Annotated in this window: 13 protein-coding genes; 5 read left to right on the top strand and 8 right to left on the bottom strand. The window is 39.2% G+C overall.

Annotation, left to right across the window (positions count from 1 at the left end; all coding sequences use genetic code 11):
* Positions 1-73: 73 nt before the first annotated feature.
* Positions 74-2,905 carry an excinuclease ABC subunit UvrA gene (uvrA, locus tag AC4CVF_RS19905; RefSeq protein WP_336953617.1) on the top strand — a complete coding sequence of 944 codons (2,832 nt, stop codon included), beginning with the start codon at positions 74-76 and terminating at the stop codon, positions 2,903-2,905.
* 253 nt (positions 2,906-3,158) lie between these two features.
* The gene (locus tag AC4CVF_RS19900; protein WP_483770547.1) at positions 3,159-3,728 is read left to right on the top strand and encodes a hypothetical protein; all 570 of its coding nucleotides are present in this window, start codon (positions 3,159-3,161) and stop codon (positions 3,726-3,728) included.
* Positions 3,729-3,904: 176 nt separating this feature from the next.
* On the opposite strand, the gene AC4CVF_RS19895 is transcribed toward AC4CVF_RS19900, so the two are convergent.
* The gene (locus AC4CVF_RS19895; RefSeq protein ID WP_490789871.1) at positions 3,905-5,617 is read right to left on the bottom strand and encodes a GGDEF domain-containing protein; all 1,713 of its coding nucleotides are present in this window, start codon (positions 5,615-5,617) and stop codon (positions 3,905-3,907) included.
* A gap of 286 nt (positions 5,618-5,903) precedes the next feature.
* Complete coding sequence (blaOXA, locus tag AC4CVF_RS19890; RefSeq protein WP_490789870.1) at positions 5,904-6,749, bottom strand: class D beta-lactamase; 846 nt, start codon at positions 6,747-6,749, stop codon at positions 5,904-5,906.
* Positions 6,750-7,625: 876 nt separating this feature from the next.
* On the opposite strand from blaOXA, the gene omp33-36 reads away from it, so the two are divergent.
* Complete coding sequence (gene omp33-36 / locus AC4CVF_RS19885) at positions 7,626-8,510, top strand: porin Omp33-36 (RefSeq protein ID WP_336953613.1); 885 nt, start codon at positions 7,626-7,628, stop codon at positions 8,508-8,510.
* 74 nt (positions 8,511-8,584) lie between these two features.
* Here omp33-36 and AC4CVF_RS19880 read toward each other — a convergent pair whose 3' ends face one another.
* The 4 genes from AC4CVF_RS19880 to AC4CVF_RS19865 form a co-directional block, all read right to left on the bottom strand.
* The gene (locus tag AC4CVF_RS19880) at positions 8,585-10,552 is read right to left on the bottom strand and encodes a glycine betaine transporter (protein ID WP_336953612.1); all 1,968 of its coding nucleotides are present in this window, start codon (positions 10,550-10,552) and stop codon (positions 8,585-8,587) included.
* Between the two features lie 166 nt (positions 10,553-10,718).
* Positions 10,719-11,399, bottom strand: coding sequence for an ion channel (locus tag AC4CVF_RS19875; RefSeq protein ID WP_336953611.1), 681 nt, complete (start codon positions 11,397-11,399; stop codon positions 10,719-10,721).
* Positions 11,400-11,617: 218 nt separating this feature from the next.
* Entirely contained in the window at positions 11,618-13,333 is a 1,716-nt protein-coding gene (locus tag AC4CVF_RS19870; RefSeq protein WP_336953610.1) for a cation acetate symporter, read from the bottom strand.
* A 1-nt stretch (position 13,334) separates the two neighbouring features.
* Positions 13,335-13,667, bottom strand: coding sequence for a DUF485 domain-containing protein (locus tag AC4CVF_RS19865; RefSeq protein WP_336953609.1), 333 nt, complete (start codon positions 13,665-13,667; stop codon positions 13,335-13,337).
* A gap of 185 nt (positions 13,668-13,852) precedes the next feature.
* Between AC4CVF_RS19865 and AC4CVF_RS19860 the strand changes: the two genes are divergently transcribed.
* Complete coding sequence (locus AC4CVF_RS19860) at positions 13,853-17,344, top strand: PAS domain-containing hybrid sensor histidine kinase/response regulator (RefSeq protein WP_336953608.1); 3,492 nt, start codon at positions 13,853-13,855, stop codon at positions 17,342-17,344.
* 441 nt (positions 17,345-17,785) lie between these two features.
* Positions 17,786-18,553: a hypothetical protein gene (locus tag AC4CVF_RS19855; protein WP_490789869.1), complete on the top strand. Its 768-nt coding sequence runs from the start codon at positions 17,786-17,788 to the stop codon at positions 18,551-18,553.
* Between the two features lie 84 nt (positions 18,554-18,637).
* Here the strand turns inward: AC4CVF_RS19855 and AC4CVF_RS19850 are convergent, their stop codons facing one another.
* Both AC4CVF_RS19850 and AC4CVF_RS19845 read right to left on the bottom strand, forming a co-directional pair.
* On the bottom strand, positions 18,638-19,882 hold the full coding sequence (locus AC4CVF_RS19850; protein ID WP_490789868.1) for an esterase-like activity of phytase family protein: 1,245 nt from the start codon (positions 19,880-19,882) through the stop codon (positions 18,638-18,640).
* A gap of 166 nt (positions 19,883-20,048) precedes the next feature.
* Entirely contained in the window at positions 20,049-21,191 is a 1,143-nt protein-coding gene (locus AC4CVF_RS19845; RefSeq protein WP_419358662.1) for a PQQ-dependent sugar dehydrogenase, read from the bottom strand.
* Between the last annotated feature and the right edge of the window lie 200 nt (positions 21,192-21,391).

Genomic DNA, 21,391 nt, shown 5'->3' with positions numbered 1-21,391 from the left:
TTTTTTACAGCTTGAACAAAATTAAATCGCTATCATATACCCCTTTAATTCGCATAATTTCGAGAAAGCTTTTATGAGTCAAAGTCATATCCGTATTCGAGGCGCACGTACCCATAATTTAAAAAATGTGTCACTCGATATTCCACGTGACAAGTTTGTGGTCATCACAGGACTCTCAGGCTCAGGGAAATCATCTCTGGCTTTCGATACCTTATATGCTGAGGGTCAGCGCCGTTATGTCGAATCTTTATCTGCGTATGCACGTCAGTTTCTTTCACAAATGGAAAAGCCTGAAGTTGATTCAATTGAAGGTTTAAGCCCTGCGATTGCGATTGAACAGAAATCTACCAGCCATAACCCCCGTTCAACCGTAGGAACCATTACTGAAATCTACGACTATTTACGTTTACTGTATGCGCGTGTTGGCACACCCTACTGCCCAGAGCATGACTTGCCGATGGTTGCACAGACTGTTTCTGAAATGGTCGATGCCGTGAAAGGACTGGAGGAAGGCACAGCATTGATGCTCCTTGCTCCAGTTGTTCGTGAGCGTAAAGGTGAATACAGCAACCTGTTTGAGCAATTACAGAGCCAAGGTTTTGTCCGCGCGCGCGTGGATGGTGAAGTGATTGATATCGATACACCACCAGAACTTGATAAAAAGAAAAAGCACACCATTGAAGTTGTGGTTGACCGTTTTAAAGTCCGTGATGATTTAGGTAACCGAATTGCCGAAAGCTTTGAAACAGCATTACGTTTAGGCAGTGATCTGGCGATTTTATCGTGGATGGGTGGTGAACATCCTGACCGTGTATTTTCAGCAAAACATTCCTGCCCTGAATGCGACCGTGCTGTTGCTGAACTAGAGCCACGTCTGTTCTCGTTCAATAACCCATTTGGTGCATGCCCTGTCTGTGACGGTTTAGGTACCCGTAGTCATTTCAGTGCTGAAAAACTGATTCCAAGCCCAGATGTTTCTATTAGCCAAGGTGCAATCCGTGGCTGGGACAGACAACGTCCATACTATTACAGCATGATTCAGAAAGTTGCAGATCATTTTGGGTTTTCTTTAGACACCCCTTGGAATGAACTCGATGCTGATACGAAAAAGAAATTTCTCTATGGTACAGGCAAAGAAAAAATTGATCTTAGTTATATCGATGAGCGTGGTCGTAAACATAATCGGGTACAACCTTTTGAAGGAATTTTGCCTCATTTAGAACGTCGTTATCGTGAAACTGAATCTAATTATGTCCGTGATGATCTAGCGCAGTATTTATCTAATGCCGCTTGTGATGCTTGTGGCGGTTCACGTTTAAATGAAATTTCACGTCATGTCCGTGTTAAAGATAAAACCATTGCCCAAATTACCAAAATGTCGATTGGGGATGCTGAAAGCTACTATCAAGATTTAAATCTTGAAGGTGCCAAAGGTGAAATTGCCGATAAAATTTTTAAAGAAATTCGCGAGCGTTTGCACTTCCTTGTATCAGTCGGTTTGAACTATTTAAGTCTGTCTCGCTCTGCTGAAACACTTTCAGGTGGGGAAGCACAACGTATCCGCCTAGCCTCACAAATTGGTGCTGGTCTAATGGGGGTAATGTACGTTTTAGATGAGCCATCCATTGGTTTACATCAACGTGATAATGATCGTTTATTGGAAACACTAGTTCGTTTGCGTGATCTTGGTAATACGGTTTTAGTGGTTGAACATGATGAAGATGCAATCCGTGCAGCTGACCATATTATTGATATCGGTCCAGGCGCTGGTGTACATGGCGGTCATATCATTGCCGAAGGCACCTATGATGAACTCGCAGCCAATGAGAACTCACTAACAGGAAAATACCTATCTGGTAAGTTAAAAATTGCTGTACCCAAAGAGCGTGTTAAACCACCGAAACCTGAAGAACAAATTAAACTGATGGGTGCATCTGGGCATAACTTACAAAATGTTGATTTGACGATTCCTTTAGGTGTGATGACTTGTGTGACTGGCGTTTCAGGTTCAGGTAAATCCACCTTAATTAACCGTACCCTATTACCACTTGCAGCGACGCAATTAAATGGTGCAACCACCTTAACTGCTGAAAAGTTTGATTCGATTGATGGCTTACAGTTCCTTGATAAAGTGGTAGACATTGACCAAAGTCCGATTGGACGTACTCCACGTTCCAACCCAGCGACGTATACCGGTTTGTTTACCCCGATTCGTGAATTGTTTGCACAAACCCCTGAAGCCAAAGCCCGTGGTTATGCTGCAGGTCGTTTCTCGTTTAACGTTAAAGGTGGACGCTGTGAGGTGTGTGAGGGGGATGGTATGATCAAAGTTGCCATGCACTTCTTACCCGATATGTATGTGCCTTGTGACAACTGTCATGGTCAGCGTTATAACCGCGAAACCTTGGAAGTTGGTTATAAAGGCAAGAATATTTCTGACGTATTGGAAATGACAGTCGAAGATGCGATGCATTTCTTTGATGCAATCCCAGTGATTCACCGTCGTTTGGAAACATTAAACCAAGTCGGGCTAGGTTATATCCGCTTAGGTCAGTCTGCAACAACGCTATCGGGTGGTGAAGCGCAACGGGTCAAACTGGCACGTGAGCTGGCAAAACGTGATACAGGTAAAACCTTGTATGTACTGGATGAACCAACCACTGGTTTGCATTTCCACGATATTGCCAAACTGCTCGATATTCTTCATGAACTACGCAATAAAGGAAATACCATTGTGGTGATTGAGCATAATCTCGATGTGATTAAGACGGCGGACTGGGTGATTGATTTAGGCCCTGAAGGTGGCGCAGGTGGTGGTCAGATTATTGCGGAAGGCACCCCAGAACAAGTGGTGAAATCTAAAGTTTCACATACAGCGAAGTTCTTAAAACCGCTGTTGAAGTAATTCACTACATCTTCCACACCCTCCTTTAAATAAGGAGGGTGTTTCCCTCTTTCTCTCACAGGACTTAGGGAGAGATTAATCATCTGAGCTCCAAATTAAATAGCTCATATAATTTTTATAAAACTCAGATTCTCAGCCTTTTTCTTCATATATTTCAATAATCATCTGCGTAATTTGGGGATTTTCTAAAGCAAATTTTGCATTTCTCATTCAAACAAGGCAAGATCAATGCATAGCACAGGATATTTTCCTTATGAAGCTTCTTTACTCATGCCTTTTAGTCCCAAATATCTGTTTGCTCAGCAGTTGTAGCATAAACATTGCAGGTGGTAATGGCAGACCCGACAATCCTTATTTTATAACCACCCAGCCCTTACTGATTAAAAAAATACAGCTTCCTGTGGGCTCTACTTTAACCTACGAAAAACAGGGCTTTAAAACTGGCAGACAAAGTCAGTTAATGAATGAAAGTAAACTACAAGGCATCTCAATGCCGAGTGGACAAACCATTACTTGGGGCGGCGTACCCATCAGTACGATCAACAAATTCACCAACTCAGAAATGCGCGGCTTTAGCCTTAAAGCAGAATTTAAGCAGCTTGCTCCCAATCAAAACTCTGGCTTCTCCAAACAATGGCAACGCTGTGGCGATAATCTGGGGATTAGTATTAAAAATACCAATGATTGGTCATTTAATCTAAATAATATTGTCGATGTAGAAAGCTGTAGTGTGCTGTATCAACGTCACTTTCAAGAGAATACAGAACAGCAAAAATTTTTAAATCAATTGTATGCAGAGTTGCTTAAAGTCGGTTCAAAATAATTTAGCGTTTTCACCATTGAATGATGATGTTAAATCAATACGTCCAAACTGCTTAATCGTCATCACGAGCCATATGCTCTTGTTCAATACCCACTTCATTTAATCTTTATTTTCAAAGCCTTTCTTAGATGCTTTTATTTTATATTTATATCACTATAGACTGTAAAATCAGCCAATCAGCCCACAACTTTGTTTCGACCTTGTGCTTTGGCCTTAAATAATGATGCATCTGCTCGTGTAAACAATGCTTCCCAGCTTTCAGCCCCTGTCGCAACGCCAATACTGACAGAAACATTCAACTGCTCTGTAGACATAGAACTATTAAAACTTAACCTGGATACATCAGCCAAAATACTTTCAGAAATTTGTAATGCCCAATCCCATTGGATGCGATCAATCAAAATTACAAACTCATCACCACCAAAACGTACAATTAAATCAGATTGCGCAATATTTGCTTTTAAACACCGAGCAATCTCAACAATAACCGAATCACCTAAAATATGTCCAAAGCGATCATTCACATATTTAAAATTATCAATATCCACCATGATCAAGGTCAACTCTTGAAATCGCTCCGTTTGTGTCGCAATATTTTTTAAATAAACGTCTAAAGCCAATCGATTTGAAACACCCGTTAAGCTATCGGTGTTGGCACTATTTTGTAATTGAAATTCAAAAGCATCGCGTTGTTTGAGCATTTCTTTTAATTTATCAAGCGCATCGGTTAAGGTATGCACCTCTTTGGTTTGTATCGAAGCATCCCCTAAATAATCACGTTCTTGAACTTGTGATAGTTCCAAAATCATATTTCTTGCATATATCAAAGGTTCAAATAACTTTTTACGTGTATATAACATCGTAAAAACTGCTACCGACAATGACAAAAGAGAAATAAATAGCGTGATAAAAAATTGACGTTGCTCCGATTCCATTCGATGGCGCGCACTTAAGGCATGCGTTTCAAGTAGATATTTTTGTAAATTTACCACCGTGTTAAACTTATCCACGATTGCATCTGTGAGTTGGTTTGCCGTTAAAAAATACGGCTGCTGATTTCTACTCTCTTGCACCAAACGATTTACGATGGGTAAACCTTGGTCAATAAATTGAGTTTTCACCTGACCATATAAATAAAGATACTCAGGGGTTTTTAAAGACTCTATTTGCATGGTATCCATCAAACGCCATAAATATTTAACCTGTTCTTGCGTTTGTAACGAGCGTGCTTTGTTATATTCAGGCAGGGGTTCGGAAAAGCTCAGGGGTGCCATGATGTTAGACGCGACCCGTCCAGATTGATCACGCAAATCAGCCAATATCAGCACAATTGAAGCATAGTCAGTCACATCGCTATTATTCTTTTTTGAATGATTGATTAATTGCTGCAACATGACTCTACAACTGTCCCACGCCCGAAACATTCCCTGAATCACTTGATCCATTTGCACTGAATTACGTTCTTTTAACGGTAAGGCTAAATATGCATCAACTTGTTTACGGGCGATGTTCAAATCATATCTTAACTGAACATTAACTTGATCCGCCAAACTGGTAAACCCTGCTTTGTTTAAGGTCTCGACGGTTAAATTAATCTGCTGATCTACATCCTTACGAAAGTCCTGCAATTCTTTTATTCTGTCTGGAAAATTTGCTGTCGAGCTCGACATTGCTTTATTTGTTGGCGCTCTTTCCCGTGAAATTTTATTGGATGTTTCAGCAAAAACTTGCAAGGCTTGAATATTGACTAAAGCTCGATTTGCTCGGCTATACTCTCGATAATTACTGATGATTTGTGGAACAGCAATTAATAAAACAGACAAAATGATGACTGACATGAGGATAAGCAAACGGGTGCTTATTTGTTCTGATCTGAGTTCATGCACCATCACCATGGTCCTGTGGGAAATTATATCGTAATAAAGCTAAAGAAATTTTGTTTATATTATAGAATATATACACATAAACTACTCCACATAATCAAGTTTAATCTACAGCGTTCAGCTCCTTTATATTATCGTTTTAATAGATGAGTAATATTCAAAATTCACATTTTACATATCAATAGAATTTGCATAAAATCAGACTTAGATAGAAATTCTCACGATTTGAAAATATATCTTTTTTATTGCCCAGTTTCCCCCAATAAACTGGGCATTTTTTTATCTACTGCGGTTATCTCAAATAAAAGAATAAACCTAATTTATCCAAGATACTTAATGTCATTTGCTTGCGTTCAGCAGGGTCATCCCCTGTCTGCATATGCATATTTAAAGCAAAAGCGGTGATCTGACCATTCGGCTGCTCCACCCATCCTGTGTACCAACCTACTTGTGGCTCAACATCCATTCCCCAACCACTTTTAGCATAAAGCTTGGAATCACCACGTCTTTCGACATAAAGCATATCTTTGACTTGCTGTTGTACAGCATCATCAAAAGGCAATGTTTTCTTTGCCAATTGATAAGCAAATTTAGCTTCTTGTTCTGGGGTGATTTTCAATGGTCCAACCAACCAGAAATTATCCACCTGTTGACCAATTTGTGTATTGCCAAAACCAACACGCTTGACTTCTTGACTCATCAAGTCCAAACCAATACGTCGCGCTAGCTCCTGATATACAGGTACAGCTGAAACCTGCATTGCTTCTGCCAAGGTCATATCTTTTTCCCATGTAGGAAAAGATCTTTTTCCCCCGTTCCATTTAAATATTTCAGTATTTGTGGCTTTACCATGTTGCAAGCCAATCAAAGCATTCAACATTTTAAAAGTAGAGGCTGGGATATACGAGGTCTTAGCTCGATTTAAATCATTTCCATAGCGTTTAAGGTGAGTTCCGTCATAGGTCACAAAGACAGCTTGAGTTTGAGCATAATTAAACAATAAAGGGATTTCATTTTTTCTTTGTGATGAAACTGAATCACGCAATTTAAGATCGGAGGCACACCCTGAAAATGCCACGCTAATCAGGAGAATCCATAGACTGGTTTTTATTTTGACTTTAAATATGTGATTACTCATAAAATTTACTTAGGTATCGATTACATCTGAAATAGTGTAGATGAGCCTATAAATTATTTTTTAAATTGAATGTAAGAAAATATTTACAGATGCAATGTATTGGTGCATAATGCACCTCATTAGGGCAATTTATTAATATTCCTCAGCAGAATTTATTGATTTGCTCCAGATTTTGGCGAAAAATCCCAGTTTTCTTTGAAAATTGGGATTTTTTTTGGCAAGAATCATGCCAAGTTAATTTATATTTTGCATAATTATGCTCCATATTGGTGCAATATTTTATTCTCTGTTTAATGCATTTTGTTTTGAATCTAAAATAAAAAAAAGCCCAACTTTGGGGAAAGCTGGGCATATAAACTCAAAATTTCAAAAAAATTCATTTAAATAAATGAACTTTATTGACTCATTATCCAAAATATCTTTTACTTTGTAAAACCAATTAAATTGATCGGATATAAATTATTTATCGTTTTTACAAATAAATGAGAATAAAAATACAATTTAAATATAAAATGATTATAAAGTCACAAATTAATTCTAAAAATAAGCAGAATTTAATGACATTTTCTTGACATTGATCGCAAAATAACCATCGGTAATATCGATTAAAATATACAAACAAACAATAAAACAAATGCATTAATTTAACAATTTGATCTCAGTTATATATGAAATAGAACTTTTGTCTGAATTTAGTTTGTTGTTCTGATTCAGTTTTTTTCTAGGTTGACGCAAAGCCACTCAGATGTGCGTTTTTTGAACAATGTAAATTTCATGTATCTACTTTGTAAACATTGGCCTTAAACATCATTGACTTAATATCTTGTTACAATACAATGCCGTCTGTTTCACCAATTTCTCCTATTGGAAAAGATTATGAAAAAACTCGGTTTAGCCACTGCTTTATTATTAGCCATGACCGGCGCTCAAGCATACCAATTCGAAATTCAAGGTCAATCAGAGTATATCGATACGACTGAAAATGACAAAGATTTCACTGGTGGTTTGCAAGGTACTTACTACTTCAAAAATGTTGACTCTTCAAAAGGTCCATTGGCTGAAGCGGCGTTCTTAAACCAAGCATCAAATGTTTCTTTAGCATATAACTATGGCGAATTAGACGCTGATGTAGTTGTACATAACTACGGCGCTAAAGCTGAACTTTATGTTCCTACTCCATATGTGCCTGCATACGCGAGTGCTTCTTATAGCCACACAATCCTTGACGGTAAAAATGGCTTGTCAAACGATCAAGGCGATCGTTTTGCATTAGAAGTGGGTGCTCTTCCTACTCAAAACTTCTTAGTCGCTGTTGGTTATACTAACGTTGCTGACCAAGTTGCTTTAGATGCATTCAATGTTATGGGTAACGGCGTTGCTAAAGCGACTGCTGAAGCTGCAACAATTGGTGAAGACCAAGACGCAATTACTGCACGTGCTAAATACGTTGGCGGTATTGACGGTACAAATATGTCTTTAGCGTTTGAATCAGGCATTATCTATGGTGATGCAACTGCATACCAGTTCAAAACTGATTTCTATTTGAACCCACAATTAAGCGTTGGTGCTTCTTACGCAGCGTCTAGCTACGAAGGTACGCCTGATTCAGCTTGGGGTGCAAACGTAAACTACTTCATCACTCCTGCTATTGCAGTTGGTGCTAGCTACGTAAATGCAAACTACGAAGCGAATAAAGGTCAAGCAATTTCGTATGTTGGTGATACGCAAACTGTTGGCTTAAACGCTAAATTCCGTTTCTAATTTGCTTAGAAATTGAATCAAAAAAAGGACTCATACGAGTCCTTTTTTATTGCCTTTGCTTTTAAATAAATAACTTAGTTTCTCAATACATTTAAGAAATGTAGATGACGTTCATATTGGTCAATGATGTCTTGAATCAAGTCTTCTTGCGTCCACTCCATCACATCATAATTTTGACCACCTTCTCTTAAAAATATTTCTGCTTGATAAAAATCATCTGTTTCCTGATGTTCTTCATTCATCATAAAGCTTGGCGCAACCATTTTGCGTGCAATCACTTTATAGATAAAATTGAACTCATCATGATGATCCACACTGAGTTGAATACCGTCTTCAGTTTCTTTAATCACCACATTTAAATCACGGCGTTTAAACTCAAAACGAATACTTTCAAAAGCCTTAATCACATCAACCTGAATATAATGTTGTACTTCGGCCAACGTATGCGGATAGTGCATGATTAAGCCTAAACGTTGCTGCCAACTACGTGGATTTTGTACAGCTCTTGGCGTGATTCTTGCCACTTGTAAAGCCTGCATTTTGGTGACATCTAAGCGCAATGCTTTGACTAAGCCCCAACACAACAGCAGCATGATAAAGGTGAACGGTAAGGCACTCATCATGGTAGCCGATTGTAATGCGCCTAGCCCACCGACCATTAATAAAATGATCGACAACACCGCCATTAAAACAGTCCAGAACAAGCGTTGCCATATCGGCGAATTTTCTGTTTTCGCAGTGAGATAATCGGTCACCAATGCACCAGAATCCGCAGAGGTAACAAAGAACAAGACCACCAGCAGTGTCGCAATAAGACTAAATACACCTGAAAAAGGCAAATGGGTTAAAAATTCAAACAATGCAACTGATGAATCTTTTTGTACCGCAGAAATTAGCCCAACCTGCCCTTGTTCCATAATACTGAACAAGGCAGCATTGCCAATAAAACCCATCCAGATCAAGGTAAAGCCTGTCGGAATAAGCAGTACACCAACAATAAACTCTCGAATAGTTCGACCTTTTGAAACACGCGCAATAAACATACCAACAAATGGTGACCAAGATATCCACCATGCCCAATACATGATGGTCCAACCACCAATCCAGCCATTCGATTGATAAGCATATAAATTAAAGGTCATGCTAAACAAATTCGAAATATACTGTCCAGCGTTTTGAATGGTTGCTTGTAGGATATAAATACTGGAACTGGCGAGGAATACAAAACCTAGCAATACCAAGGCTAAAATCAGATTCAGTTCAGAGAGACGTTTAATTCCTTTGTCTAATCCTAAGAAAACTGACAATGAAGCCAGCGTACTCACCACAATAATCAAAAAGATTTGGGTGCTAATATTACTTTCCCAGCCAAATAAATAATTTAAGCCAGAGTTAATTTGAGTTACCCCAAACCCTAACGTGGTAGCCACACCAAATACCGTACCAATGGTGGCAAAAGTATCTACCGCATCTCCGATTGGACCATGAATTCGTTGACCAATAATCGGAAATAAACCCGAACGAACTTTGAGTGGCAAGTTATAGCGAAAAGCAAAATAAGCCAGCGTTAAGCCCACAACCGCATAGATAGCCCAAGCATGTAAGCCCCAATGAAAAAAGGTAATTCTCATTGCTTCTTGGGCAGATTCAATGGTTTGTGGATCACCTGTAGGTGGATTGACATAATGCATGACAGGCTCTGCAACACTAAAAAACATCAACCCGATGCCCATACCCGCAGTAAATAGCATGGCAAACCATGACCCATTACTATACTCAGGCTGGCTATGATCTGGTCCAAGCTTGATTTTACCCATGTCAGAAAAGGCAATAAAAATCAGTACAATTAAAAATATTGCGACAGATAAAACATAGAACCAACTAAATGAATCAGTAATCCATCCATTCATCCTTTGGGTAATCAACTCAAAGGCATTTGGTGCAAAGACAACAACGGCTAAAAAAAGCGCAATAATTCCAACAGTGCTCAAGAAAACATTTGGATTGACATTGTCAAACCAAGTGATTTTTTTGGAAGGCATATTTCCCCCAGGTTTTTATACTCAATGGACAGACTTTTTAAAGTCAAAAAAGGCATTCACAGGTGTGAAAAAAGACGAATCCTGTAGAACAGCGATTGGATTCAGGCCACATTATAATTTAAATTAACATTTTCAACAATTTACTAAATGTAACAAGATCATTAACTCATGATTTTGGTTTGTTTTCAATATATTGCAGGGCAATCATCCGTGAGACGATCAGGGCAAAATACATCACGCCACAGAACATTTGCAACATTGAAATCACCCGCGCAGCAGGTGCAACAGGAATCAAATCAGACAATCCTGTGGCCGATTGCAGACTAAAACTAATGAATAGTAAATCCAGCCAAGATTGGTAGTCTGCAACATGATTTGGGTTTTGAAAGCTCTGTGGAACCATCAATTGGCAGATACTGTATAAAAAGGCAAATCCCCATGCGATCAGGGTAAATACCGCACCCGCAGCAAACAACTCATCTTTGGTTAAATAACGATCTGCAAACATATAGCGGATTAGGCCATATGCTGCACAAAAATAAGCGGCTGCTTCAAATGAATGTGCAAAGATTTGCAAAGTAACAGAATGAAAACCGATCAGCATCAGAAAGGACAGTACAAATGCCCCTGTGACAAAGGTTAAGCCCAACAGTGTAAATGTCGGTGTTTGTCGAATCACTTTGGCAATAATCAATAATGCAGAGACACCCAGTAACCAAGTTAAAATTTGATAACTTCTACTGGCATTGGTATAGACAGATAAAACTAAAATAAGCAGCTGGACCAACAATAACCATGCTGACGGTAATTGTTTAAAACCTTTCCAAAATTCGAGCATTGAACGCATATTTTCTGATTCTGATTGTTCTTTTAAACATTCAAATTAACATATTCATTGGGTTTCTTAAATCCTTTCAATTTTTCGTGATCATTCAACTGATCAATCAGCATAAAACAAGCTTAATATGGCTTAAAGGCTGAACCTAGGATGATTGAACTCTGGCTTTGCATCCTCCATAAAAAAACACCTTCGAGAAGGTGTTTTTTAGGCTGATCTCCAATCACTTAGTGATCTGAAGCACCAGAGATACCAATACCTGTTTGTGAACGTACAAACTGTGCATCAAATGCTTTGCGCTCTGCCTCTGCACGTGCAGATTTGTCTGTCACAGAGAACAACCAACAGCAGATGAATGCTAATGGCATTGCAAAGATTGCAGGACCATTGAATGAGTTGATCGGAGTATCAGAGATTTTTAATGTGTCTACCCAAACCGCTTTAGACAAGATAATTAAAGTCACCGCTGTCACTAGACCGACAACACCACCAACAACAGCACCACGTGTAGTCAAGCCTTTCCAGAACATTGAAAGAACCAATACTGGGAAGTTTGCACACGCCGCAACAGAGAATGCTAAACCTACCATGAAGGCAACGTTTTGTTTCTCGAACAAAATACCTAAAATCATCGCAAAGATCGCAAGACCAAGTGTTGCAATCTTCGACATACGTAATTCAGATTCAGGAGTTGTTTGACCCTTTTTCAGTACGTTTGCGTATAGGTCATGTGAAATTGCTGAAGCACCTGACAGTGTCAAACCTGCAACTACCGCAAGAATCGTTGCGAAAGCAACTGCTGAAATAAAGCCCATGAACAGATCGCCACCTACTGCATCTGCAAGGTGTACCGCTGCCATGTTGTTACCGCCAACTAATTCTAGTTTGCCAGTTACAGCCATTTTTGCAACATCAATAAATTGTGGATTGTTTGATACGAAAAGGATCGCACCGAAACCGATAATGAAAGTTAATAAGTAGAAGTAACCAATGAAGCCTGTTGCAACAACTACAGATTTACGCGCTTCTTTGGCATCTTTAACTGTAAAGAAACGCATAAGAATGTGTGGTAAACCTGCTGTACCAAACATGAGTGCTAAACCAAGTGACAAAGCATCGAGTGGGTTTTTCGCCAAACTGCCTGGCCCCATAATTTTGGTTGCATCATCAAGACTGACATCATGTACTTTTGCAAATACATCAATAGACTGTCTGAACATTTCAGAGAAGCTATAACCGACAGAATGCATCACCATGAACGCCATGAATGTTGCACCTGAAAGTAACATCACTGCTTTAATGATCTGTACCCAAGTTGTTGCCAACATGCCACCGAAGATCACATAAGCCATCATCAGAAGGCCAACAATCACAACTGCGATGTTATAGTTCAAACCAAATAACAGTTTGATCAGCTGACCTGCACCCACCATTTGAGCAATCAAATAGAAAGCCACAACAACAAGCGAACTGATTGCTGCAAGTGTACGTACTGGTTTTTCTTCTAAACGGAAAGAAACCACGTCAGACAGGTTATATTTACCTAAGTTACGTAGGCGCTCAGCAACCAAGAACAATACGATTGGCCAGCCAACCATGAAACCCAGTGAATAAAGCAAGCCATCAAAGCCTGAGCTAAACACCAATGCAGAAATACCTAAGAACGATGCAGCAGACATATAGTCGCCTGCAATCGCTAAGCCATTTTGGAAACCTGAGATACCACCACCAGCGGTATAGAAATCTGCGGTATTTGTGGTTTGTTTTGCAGCCCATTTGGTAATGAACAAAGTTAAACCAACGAAAATTGCAAACATAATGATTGCATGCCAGTTGGTTGCTTGCTGTTGAGCTTCACCTAAATCTGGGCCTGCTTGTACAACAGTAGAAAGCAGTGCAGTAGATGCAAGAGCTGCTTTAGTCTTTAAAGAGTTCCATTTCATCTTAGTGCAGTCCTTTTTCGTGGGTGATTGCTTCTACTTCTTTCATTGCATCTGCATTCAGTTGATCCAATTTATTGTTGGCAATATATGAATACACACCACACAAAACGAAAGATAAAACAATAATTCCCAGACCTAAAGGAATCCCCCAAGTAGTTATACCACCACTAAATGAACTCATTAAAAATTCTTTGTTATAGCCTACTAAAAGCATAAAGCCAACATAAACGAACAACATAATTGCAGTTAATGTCCAGCTCAATTTACTTTTTTTAGCAACCATTTCCTTGAATTTTGGATTTTGTAGAATCGCCTCTACCTGTCTCTCATCCATAACCATGCTCCTTGATAAGCGACCAGAACACTGGTTGCTTTTTTTAATATTTTTTTACATGGTCAAAATTAACAATATTGTGGGGTTCTCGTAACTTAGACTTTGGTCGTTAAATTTTGAGCAAAATAAACGAGACAGTTCATGGATGCGTTATTATAGGCGCAGATTTTTATACTGCAGTCCTTATGAACAGTTGGTTAATTATAGGGGTTCTGGCCCTTTACATCCTCATTCTATTCGTTTGTGCTTTCTTTGGTGAGAGGCATGCGAGTCGATTAAGTACGCGCGGCAGGATGCTTCTCTTTAGTCTAACATTGGGCGTGTATTGCTCATCTTGGACGTTTTACGGGGCAACAGGTGCTGCAGTACGTGAAGGGATTATTTTCCTGCCGATTTATTTAGGACCTTTATTATTTGTCTGGCTGGGTTATGACATCTGGCGTCGCTTAGGTCGTGTGCGTCAACATCATGCGATTTCTTCGATTGCCGACTTTGTGGCAGCACGTTATGGTAAAAGTGGAACATTAGCATCCTTAGTCACAATCTTGGCTGTAATCGCCATCATTCCTTACTTAGCACTGCAATTACGCGCCATTGCGCTTAGCGCTTCCGTCATGCTCGATCACAATACCCAAGTAGTTTCCACCACCACCAATGGGGTGCTTGGTCTTACTGCTGTATTAGCGATTTTAGCGATGATGTTTGGAACAAGACAAATCGCCAATACGGAACAACATGGCGGTTTAATGCTTGCTGTCGCTTTTGAATCATTTGTAAAACTATTTGCCCTGCTTTGTGTGGCATTTTTCTTTATTTTTGATCATCCACAAAATATTGTACAAATCTCACAGGATGTGCAAAAGACTTTTCATGAAGTACAACTGTTTGGTGTGCCAGACACCTTCTGGGTTCAAACGTTATTAGCCTCATTGGCAATTATCTGTTTACCCCGTCAGTTTCATGTTGCAGTGGTTGAATTACGCGATGAAAAACATATTCGTGGTGCAAGACGTTGGTTTGCTGCCTATTTGATTCTAACCATTATTGCTATTATTCCAATCGCCAGTTGGGCTCTTCATGCAGCACCCAAATATCTAACTATTCCTGATGTTGCAGTACTCTCATTGCCGATTAGTTATAATCAAGACTGGTTATCGTTACTGGCATTTTTAGGCGGCTTTTCAGCGTCAACTGGTATGCTTTTAGTATCCTCTGTGGCACTGTCCATCATGCTCAGTAATGACTTGATTATGCCTTCTCTATGGAAGTTTGGCATTCTTTCCCGTCATGACAAACGCTTACCACAAGTACTTAAATTTACTCGTCGTGTTTGTATTTTAGCGGTGATGCTACTCGGTTTTTTATTCTTCCACTTCTTTAATGATATTGACCAACTATCCACCTTTGGGCTATTGGCATTTAGTGCGGTTGCACAATTTTCGCCTGCGCTCATTGGCGGTTTATACTGGCGTGGAGGAAGTCGCCAAGGGGTTTATGCAGGTTTAGTCGTTGGCTTCATACTTTGGTCATATACATTATTATTACCCACGATTTTACGTAGCCTACCTGTTGAATATAGCCAATTTGCACATCAATTTTTGATGTTTGGACCTATAAATATTGAATGGTTAAGACCAGAAGCCTTATTTGGCTTTGAATCTTTTGCCCCGCTTACACATGGTGTCATCTGGGCACTTGGCTTAAATATTACCTTATATATTTGGGTCTCTCGTATTTATCGCCCAAGTATTGCTGAACAAATTCAGGCAGAGAGCTTTTTCTACTATGAAACTAAGCCCTTACCTACACAAAACACCTCTACTGATATTAATTACTTACACCATGATGTCGCTAAACTTAAAGTCGGTGATCTGATTGCACTTGCTAAGCGTATTACAGGCGAAGGCCCAGCAACCCACGCATTTCAACAGTTTTGTACTATGAATAATGTGGTGCTCAATGAGAATAGTAGTGCCAATGGGATGTGGTGGCGGTTTACTGAGCAATACCTTGCAGGAACAATCGGTGCAGCCTCAGCACGAACACTACTCACCACAGCCATGGTCAATAATGGCTTGGCTTTAGGTCAAGTGGCAAATATTCTCGACCAAGCTTCACAATGGCAACGTTTTAACCAAAATCTCATCATGACCATGATTGACCACATGACCCAAGGGGTGAGTGTGGTTGATGAAAACATGTGTTTGGTCGCATGGAACAACCAATATTTAAAACTGTTTGATTATCCAAAAGATTTAGTCTATGTCGGTTGTCCCATTGCCGATTTGATTCGTTACAACGCTGAACGTGGCGAATGTGGTCCAGGCTCGGTAGAAGAGCATGTACGTAAACGAATACATTGGATGAAAGTCGGTAGCGCTCATGAATTTGAACGGATTCGTAAAGATGGCCGTGTGATTCAAATGCGTGGTAACCCCATTGAAGGGGGTGGTTTTGTCACAACCTTTGCCGATATTACCGCATTCCGTGAAAATGAAGCGGTACTAGAAGCACGCGTGTCTGATCGTACCCAACAGCTTGCAAATGCCTTATCTGAACAACAACTGGCACGTGAGCAAGCCGACAAAGCTAATATGTCAAAAAGTCGCTTTATTGCAGCAGCTAGTCACGATTTGCTTCAACCAATGCATGCAGCACGCTTATTCAGTACTGCTTTAGAACAAAGCGTACAATCAGATGAAGACCGTAAAACCTTACAGCAGCTTGATCGTGCCTTACATGGTGCCGAGAGCATGTTATCTGCCCTTTTGGATATTGCTCGATTGGAAGGTGGTTCAATCCAACCGAAACGCCAAGCTTATCCGTTGCATGATTTATTGAGTGATTTAGAACTACAATTTAAATCAATCGCCGCACAACGCAATATCCAATTGCATGTCCATGATGCCCAATTCTGGATTGATACCGACCCACAATGGATCCGTCGTATCATCCAAAATTTTGTCAGTAATGCCTTACGTTATACTGCTCGTGGACGTGTGATTGTTGGTGTATTGCGCGCGTCTAATCGTCCAAATCATATCCGTATCGGTGTATGGGATACAGGTCCAGGGATTGCAGAAGAGCAACGCATTAAGTTGTTTCAAGAATTTGAGCGTTGTGGACATACCTCGCCATGGGGTGAACAAGGGCTTGGACTTGGGCTAGCAATCGTGCAACGTATGACCAGTTTGCTTGATTATCCTGTACATGTTTACTCTGAGCTTGGCAAAGGCTCATGCTTTATGATTGATGTGCCAATGGTAGCAGCACCTAAAGTCGTTTCAACACCTATACAAGCGGTACCATTAAAAGCCAAAGCTTATAAAATCTTATGTTTAGACAATGACGATACAATCTTAGAAGGTATGGCAACGCTACTGACCAAATGGGGTTATCAAGTGTTTAAAGCCACTGAACCTGAACAAGCTTTGGAAATTATTCAAAAAGAAAACATTCAAGTCTGGTTGGTTGATCAGCATTTAAATCATGGTAAAATTGGCTTAGATTTTATTGTCGAAAACCGTCAGGAAAATGTTCCGTCAGCACTGATTACTGCAGATTCTGATCCTGAATTACCTGAGCGTGTTAAAGACCTCAACGTGGTGTTGTTGAAGAAACCATTGAAACCTGCTTCTCTACGTGCATGGTTATCTGGCTTGAAGATTTCTAAATAATCTTCCACTACTTTCAACCCATTTCAATTTATTGATCACGTTCTTCTTTAATGTTTTGAAACATTTACAACCTCTAGATCGTTACATTCTAGAGGTTTTGTAACGCAATTTTTTAAGTGGAATAGCAATTTTTTTTAAGCTTTGTGCAAAAGCATTCAAAAAAAAGCAAAACTCGAACCCATTTATTGACTAAAAACTTCAAAGGCTTCTTTTCTATGGCAAATAACATCAAAATAGTAAATATACACTTGTATAGTTAGTTACAATTTTCTATTTATATGATTTTAAAAAATAAAAAAACCTTTTCCCCTCTATCTACAACTTTAGTCGTATTCCTATTGCATCTCAGATAAATCAAAAATTACTTCAAGACAAAATCACGCTCATGTTTAGGAAAACAAAAACAGCGCTTGAATTCAATTTTAAATAGGATTTTTAACCATGAATATTTCAGAAACTGTTCCACATGGGCTACACCAAGCTCAACAATTTCATCGTCAATATAGTGCAAATGCAATCTTGCCTGAAATTGACTGGCATGATCTTTTTAAACATAGCAAACTCCACGACACACAAATCCAAGCACTCAACACAATTTATCAAGCTGCTGTGCCTTTAGCACTTCAAGTATTTGAGGAATTAAAATTTGATGTGTTTACCCCTGTTGCTTACCATCCTCAAGGCTTAGGTCTATTTGATAAATTAGCGCAACAAGAAGAAAAGCTGGTTCAACGTCTCGAAGATGAATGCGAATGCTTAAATGATGAAGTTCGCCATCAAGTGTGGAGCATGTTACTGCGTGGCGGTGCGGTACTGGTCTTTAAAGCATGGTTAGGTAAAGTAAAAACTGGGGAAAATATCTTAGATATGACCCAATTTGATGAATTATCAGATTTGCTTTTTATCAAAACCTCTCCAGCAACATTAGCAGCTCGTTTAAAAATCGATGCACATGCAGATTACGACCATGTTTTCCTGATGTATGGCAATGATGTGTTTCTAGACCGTTTTAATAGCTTAGAAGCAGCTGCGTTATTTGTAGATTTAGGTGTTTATGATGCAGCATTCTTAAGTCTACGTGATGACCGAGTTGCAGATTACCTAAAATCTAAAGGCTATGTCACCCATGAACAAATTGAAGATTTAAAATGTGCTTTAAATCCATTGGGCTGCCCTGATCAAGTTTCTAAACAAGACTGTTTAGCTTAATCCTCATACTTGAATGATGTAGAAAGAAAGCCAGTCAATTGACTGGCTTTGTTAGAGTGAAGCACCAATATATTTTATCGCTTATTAATACAACGCTTTAGGCAATTTAATCTGAATAATTTCATTATCATCCGCACGCTTTGCATTTCGTCCTGATGAACCGGGGAAGTTATTGTCATTTAAAACAGTTAAAGTGTTTTTATTTTCAATAATCACATCTTCAATGGTTTCAAATGGAAAAGCAAAAGTTGTTGCTGTACCAATATCCCCATCTCGCGCTGTACCATATAAATTATTCGGGTTGGCAATATTCATAAGATCAACTAAGTCAGAACGTTTTACCGCTTTACCAGAATCCCCTAATTCAATTTTAATCAGCTTCTTATAACCATCTAACTTGTTTTGACTCGCATCACGCTCAATGATAATGCCAGACTTATCATCAAACATTTGGAAGTCACCAATATTGGTCGCCTTGGCATTCAAGGTAAAATAATAATATCGACCAGTATACGCTTTCTTCTTCACATCAAATTGTGAGATAAGCAACTGTTGTGTTGTCTCGCCTTTTAACGGTTTTTCTAACAAAGGATATAAATATTGACCATCCTTAGACAATGCCATTCCTTCAAAGCCACCACTTTGCAGAACCAAAGGCTCTACATAGTTTAGGTTGGCTTTATTGAATTGATTTTGCGGAGAACGTAATTCCACACCAGCTTTCAATGGATGAGGTAATGCTATCGGTGCATCAAGCAGTATTCCATCTTTATCAAAATGCAGTAAATATGGTCCAAATTCATCACCAATCCAATAGGTACCGTCCGCAGTACGTTGAATCGATTCAGGATCAAAATCTGCCCCGGTAAGCAAACGATCAGTGCTGTTTTGATTAATGATTGTAAATGGAATTAATTTATTGGGATCACGAAGCTGAACAAAGCTCATCACTTGAACTTTTGCTGATCCTGCCGATTTCGTCCGAAAATCAGGTTTTACTTGATAAATACGTAGTAGAAAGTCAGATGAATTGTCTTGTGTACCAAAGCCATTGTCTGCCATGACCATATAAGTGCCATCACCGTTCTTTACAGCACCCGAGAAACCTTGAACTGGCTGACCTTTAAAAGGCGGGAATATGCCATTGGCGCCCTTTACAAAGGTACCTGAGTTTGGGCCAGCTGCATAAGTTTCGACATCAAGTTTGGCAAATGAAACCAAGGTCGGTACGGAGACAGATGATTCAAATGAGAAATCCTTGTCATCATCATTACATGCGGTTAAAGCCAATATGCCTAACGCTAAAACAGAGTAAGCAATTTTTTTCATAAAGGTCTTTTTTATTGATTTAAATGAGCTTTATTAGAAACCAATAGCATGACATTTTGAGGTCATTTCAATGACAATACTGCGTCAGTTTTATAATACGTAGACATGCTTCACTCATCATATAAGCATTAGTCGGCTGAATAATTCCTTAATTTAAATTAATTTTTTACTTAGGCAACAATCTTAATAGCCCCGCACTTTTCCCATCTTCCAAAACCCAAATCGAACCATTATGCGCGGGATGAATATCTCGAATGCGTTGCTGCATGTTCAAACGCTGTACCTCACGAACAGGCTTTGATTCAGTATCAACCACAATAATCGCCTCTGAAGATAACCCACCAATTAAGGCTTTATGATTCCATTTCGGAAATAATTCATCTTGATAAAAGACCAAACTGGAGGGTGATATCACTGGTGTCCAACTGATTTCTGGCGCTTTAAATTCAGGACGTGTCGCATGATCGGGAATGGATTTTCCTGAATAATGATCACCATTGGAAACAATCGGATAACCATAATTTTCGCCCTTCTTAATCAGATTTAACTCATCTCCTCCTTTAGGCCCCATTTCAACCACCCACAATTGATCCTTGGCATCAAAAGCCATACCTAATGGATTACGATGACCCAACGACCATACTTGTTTTGCAATCTCACCTTGTTGAGTAAATGGATGATCTGCAACAACAGTACCATCATCATTCAGTCTTAAAACTTTGCCTAAGTTTGAATTCATATCTTGAGCAGGATCAAATTTCTGGCGTTCACCAGAACTAATCCAGAGCTTACCATCCTTTGCAAAAATCATTCGATGTGCATAATGCCCTTGCCCTGAAACTTTAGGAACTTGTTCCCAAATTCTTTTGATATTGATTATTCGGGGATTTTTCTCTTGAAGATTTAATTCACCACGAATCACAACCGCACCATATCCCCCTTTTCCTGTTTCGGCATAACTTAAATAAATTTGATGATTGTTTGCAAAATCAGGATGTAGAACAATATCGCCTAAGCCCCCTTGCCCACCATAAGCCACTTCGGGAAGCCCTAAAATTTCTATACTTTTCAATGTAGAAGGATCAAACAGTTTTAACTTTCCTCTCCTTTCGGTAATCAGTAAACGACCATCAGCTAACTCAGCCATTGCCCAAGGTTCACCAAATGTCGCTACTTTTTGGACCTGATAGCTCTGGTTAATTAAAGAATTAGCCGTAGTGGTTTGATTATTTTGAGCATTACATGCACTCAACAAGCTACAGCTGAGCAATAGGGGCAAATAGATTAAGCACTGTCGAAAAGCCTTCATTTTAAATTCCCTCAATATTGTTATGACTTATCGATTTATTTTAAACAAAAGTATCCATCTCACCATTTTATATTGGTAACTGAGCGAATTGGGTCTTAATTTTTAATTGGATCATCTTGTAAGCTTTAACCTACAACAATCGCAGTGATTAGCGAATATACTGACCTAGACATTGCGCTTATCATACAAAGCATAAAGAG

This window comes from Acinetobacter sp. LipI_19, assembly GCF_058242925.1.
Note: the sequence above shows the minus strand (reverse complement) of the source record. Positions and strands in the feature narration are given on the sequence as shown.

Coding starts and splice junctions, on each gene's coding strand:
- AC4CVF_RS19875 (WP_336953611.1), bottom strand. CDS start 11,399: ATGCGTTCAATGCTCGAATTTTGGAAAGGTTTTAAACAATTACCGTCA.
- AC4CVF_RS19865 (WP_336953609.1), bottom strand. CDS start 13,667: ATGGATGAGAGACAGGTAGAGGCGATTCTACAAAATCCAAAATTCAAG.
- AC4CVF_RS19870 (WP_336953610.1), bottom strand. CDS start 13,333: ATGAAATGGAACTCTTTAAAGACTAAAGCAGCTCTTGCATCTACTGCA.
- AC4CVF_RS19900 (WP_483770547.1), top strand. CDS start 3,159: ATGAAGCTTCTTTACTCATGCCTTTTAGTCCCAAATATCTGTTTGCTC.
- uvrA (WP_336953617.1), top strand. CDS start 74: ATGAGTCAAAGTCATATCCGTATTCGAGGCGCACGTACCCATAATTTA.
- AC4CVF_RS19880 (WP_336953612.1), bottom strand. CDS start 10,552: ATGCCTTCCAAAAAAATCACTTGGTTTGACAATGTCAATCCAAATGTT.
- omp33-36 (WP_336953613.1), top strand. CDS start 7,626: ATGAAAAAACTCGGTTTAGCCACTGCTTTATTATTAGCCATGACCGGC.
- AC4CVF_RS19895 (WP_490789871.1), bottom strand. CDS start 5,617: ATGGTGCATGAACTCAGATCAGAACAAATAAGCACCCGTTTGCTTATC.
- AC4CVF_RS19850 (WP_490789868.1), bottom strand. CDS start 19,882: ATGAAAAAAATTGCTTACTCTGTTTTAGCGTTAGGCATATTGGCTTTA.
- AC4CVF_RS19855 (WP_490789869.1), top strand. CDS start 17,786: ATGAATATTTCAGAAACTGTTCCACATGGGCTACACCAAGCTCAACAA.
- AC4CVF_RS19845 (WP_419358662.1), bottom strand. CDS start 21,191: ATGAAGGCTTTTCGACAGTGCTTAATCTATTTGCCCCTATTGCTCAGC.
- blaOXA (WP_490789870.1), bottom strand. CDS start 6,749: ATGAGTAATCACATATTTAAAGTCAAAATAAAAACCAGTCTATGGATT.
- AC4CVF_RS19860 (WP_336953608.1), top strand. CDS start 13,853: ATGAACAGTTGGTTAATTATAGGGGTTCTGGCCCTTTACATCCTCATT.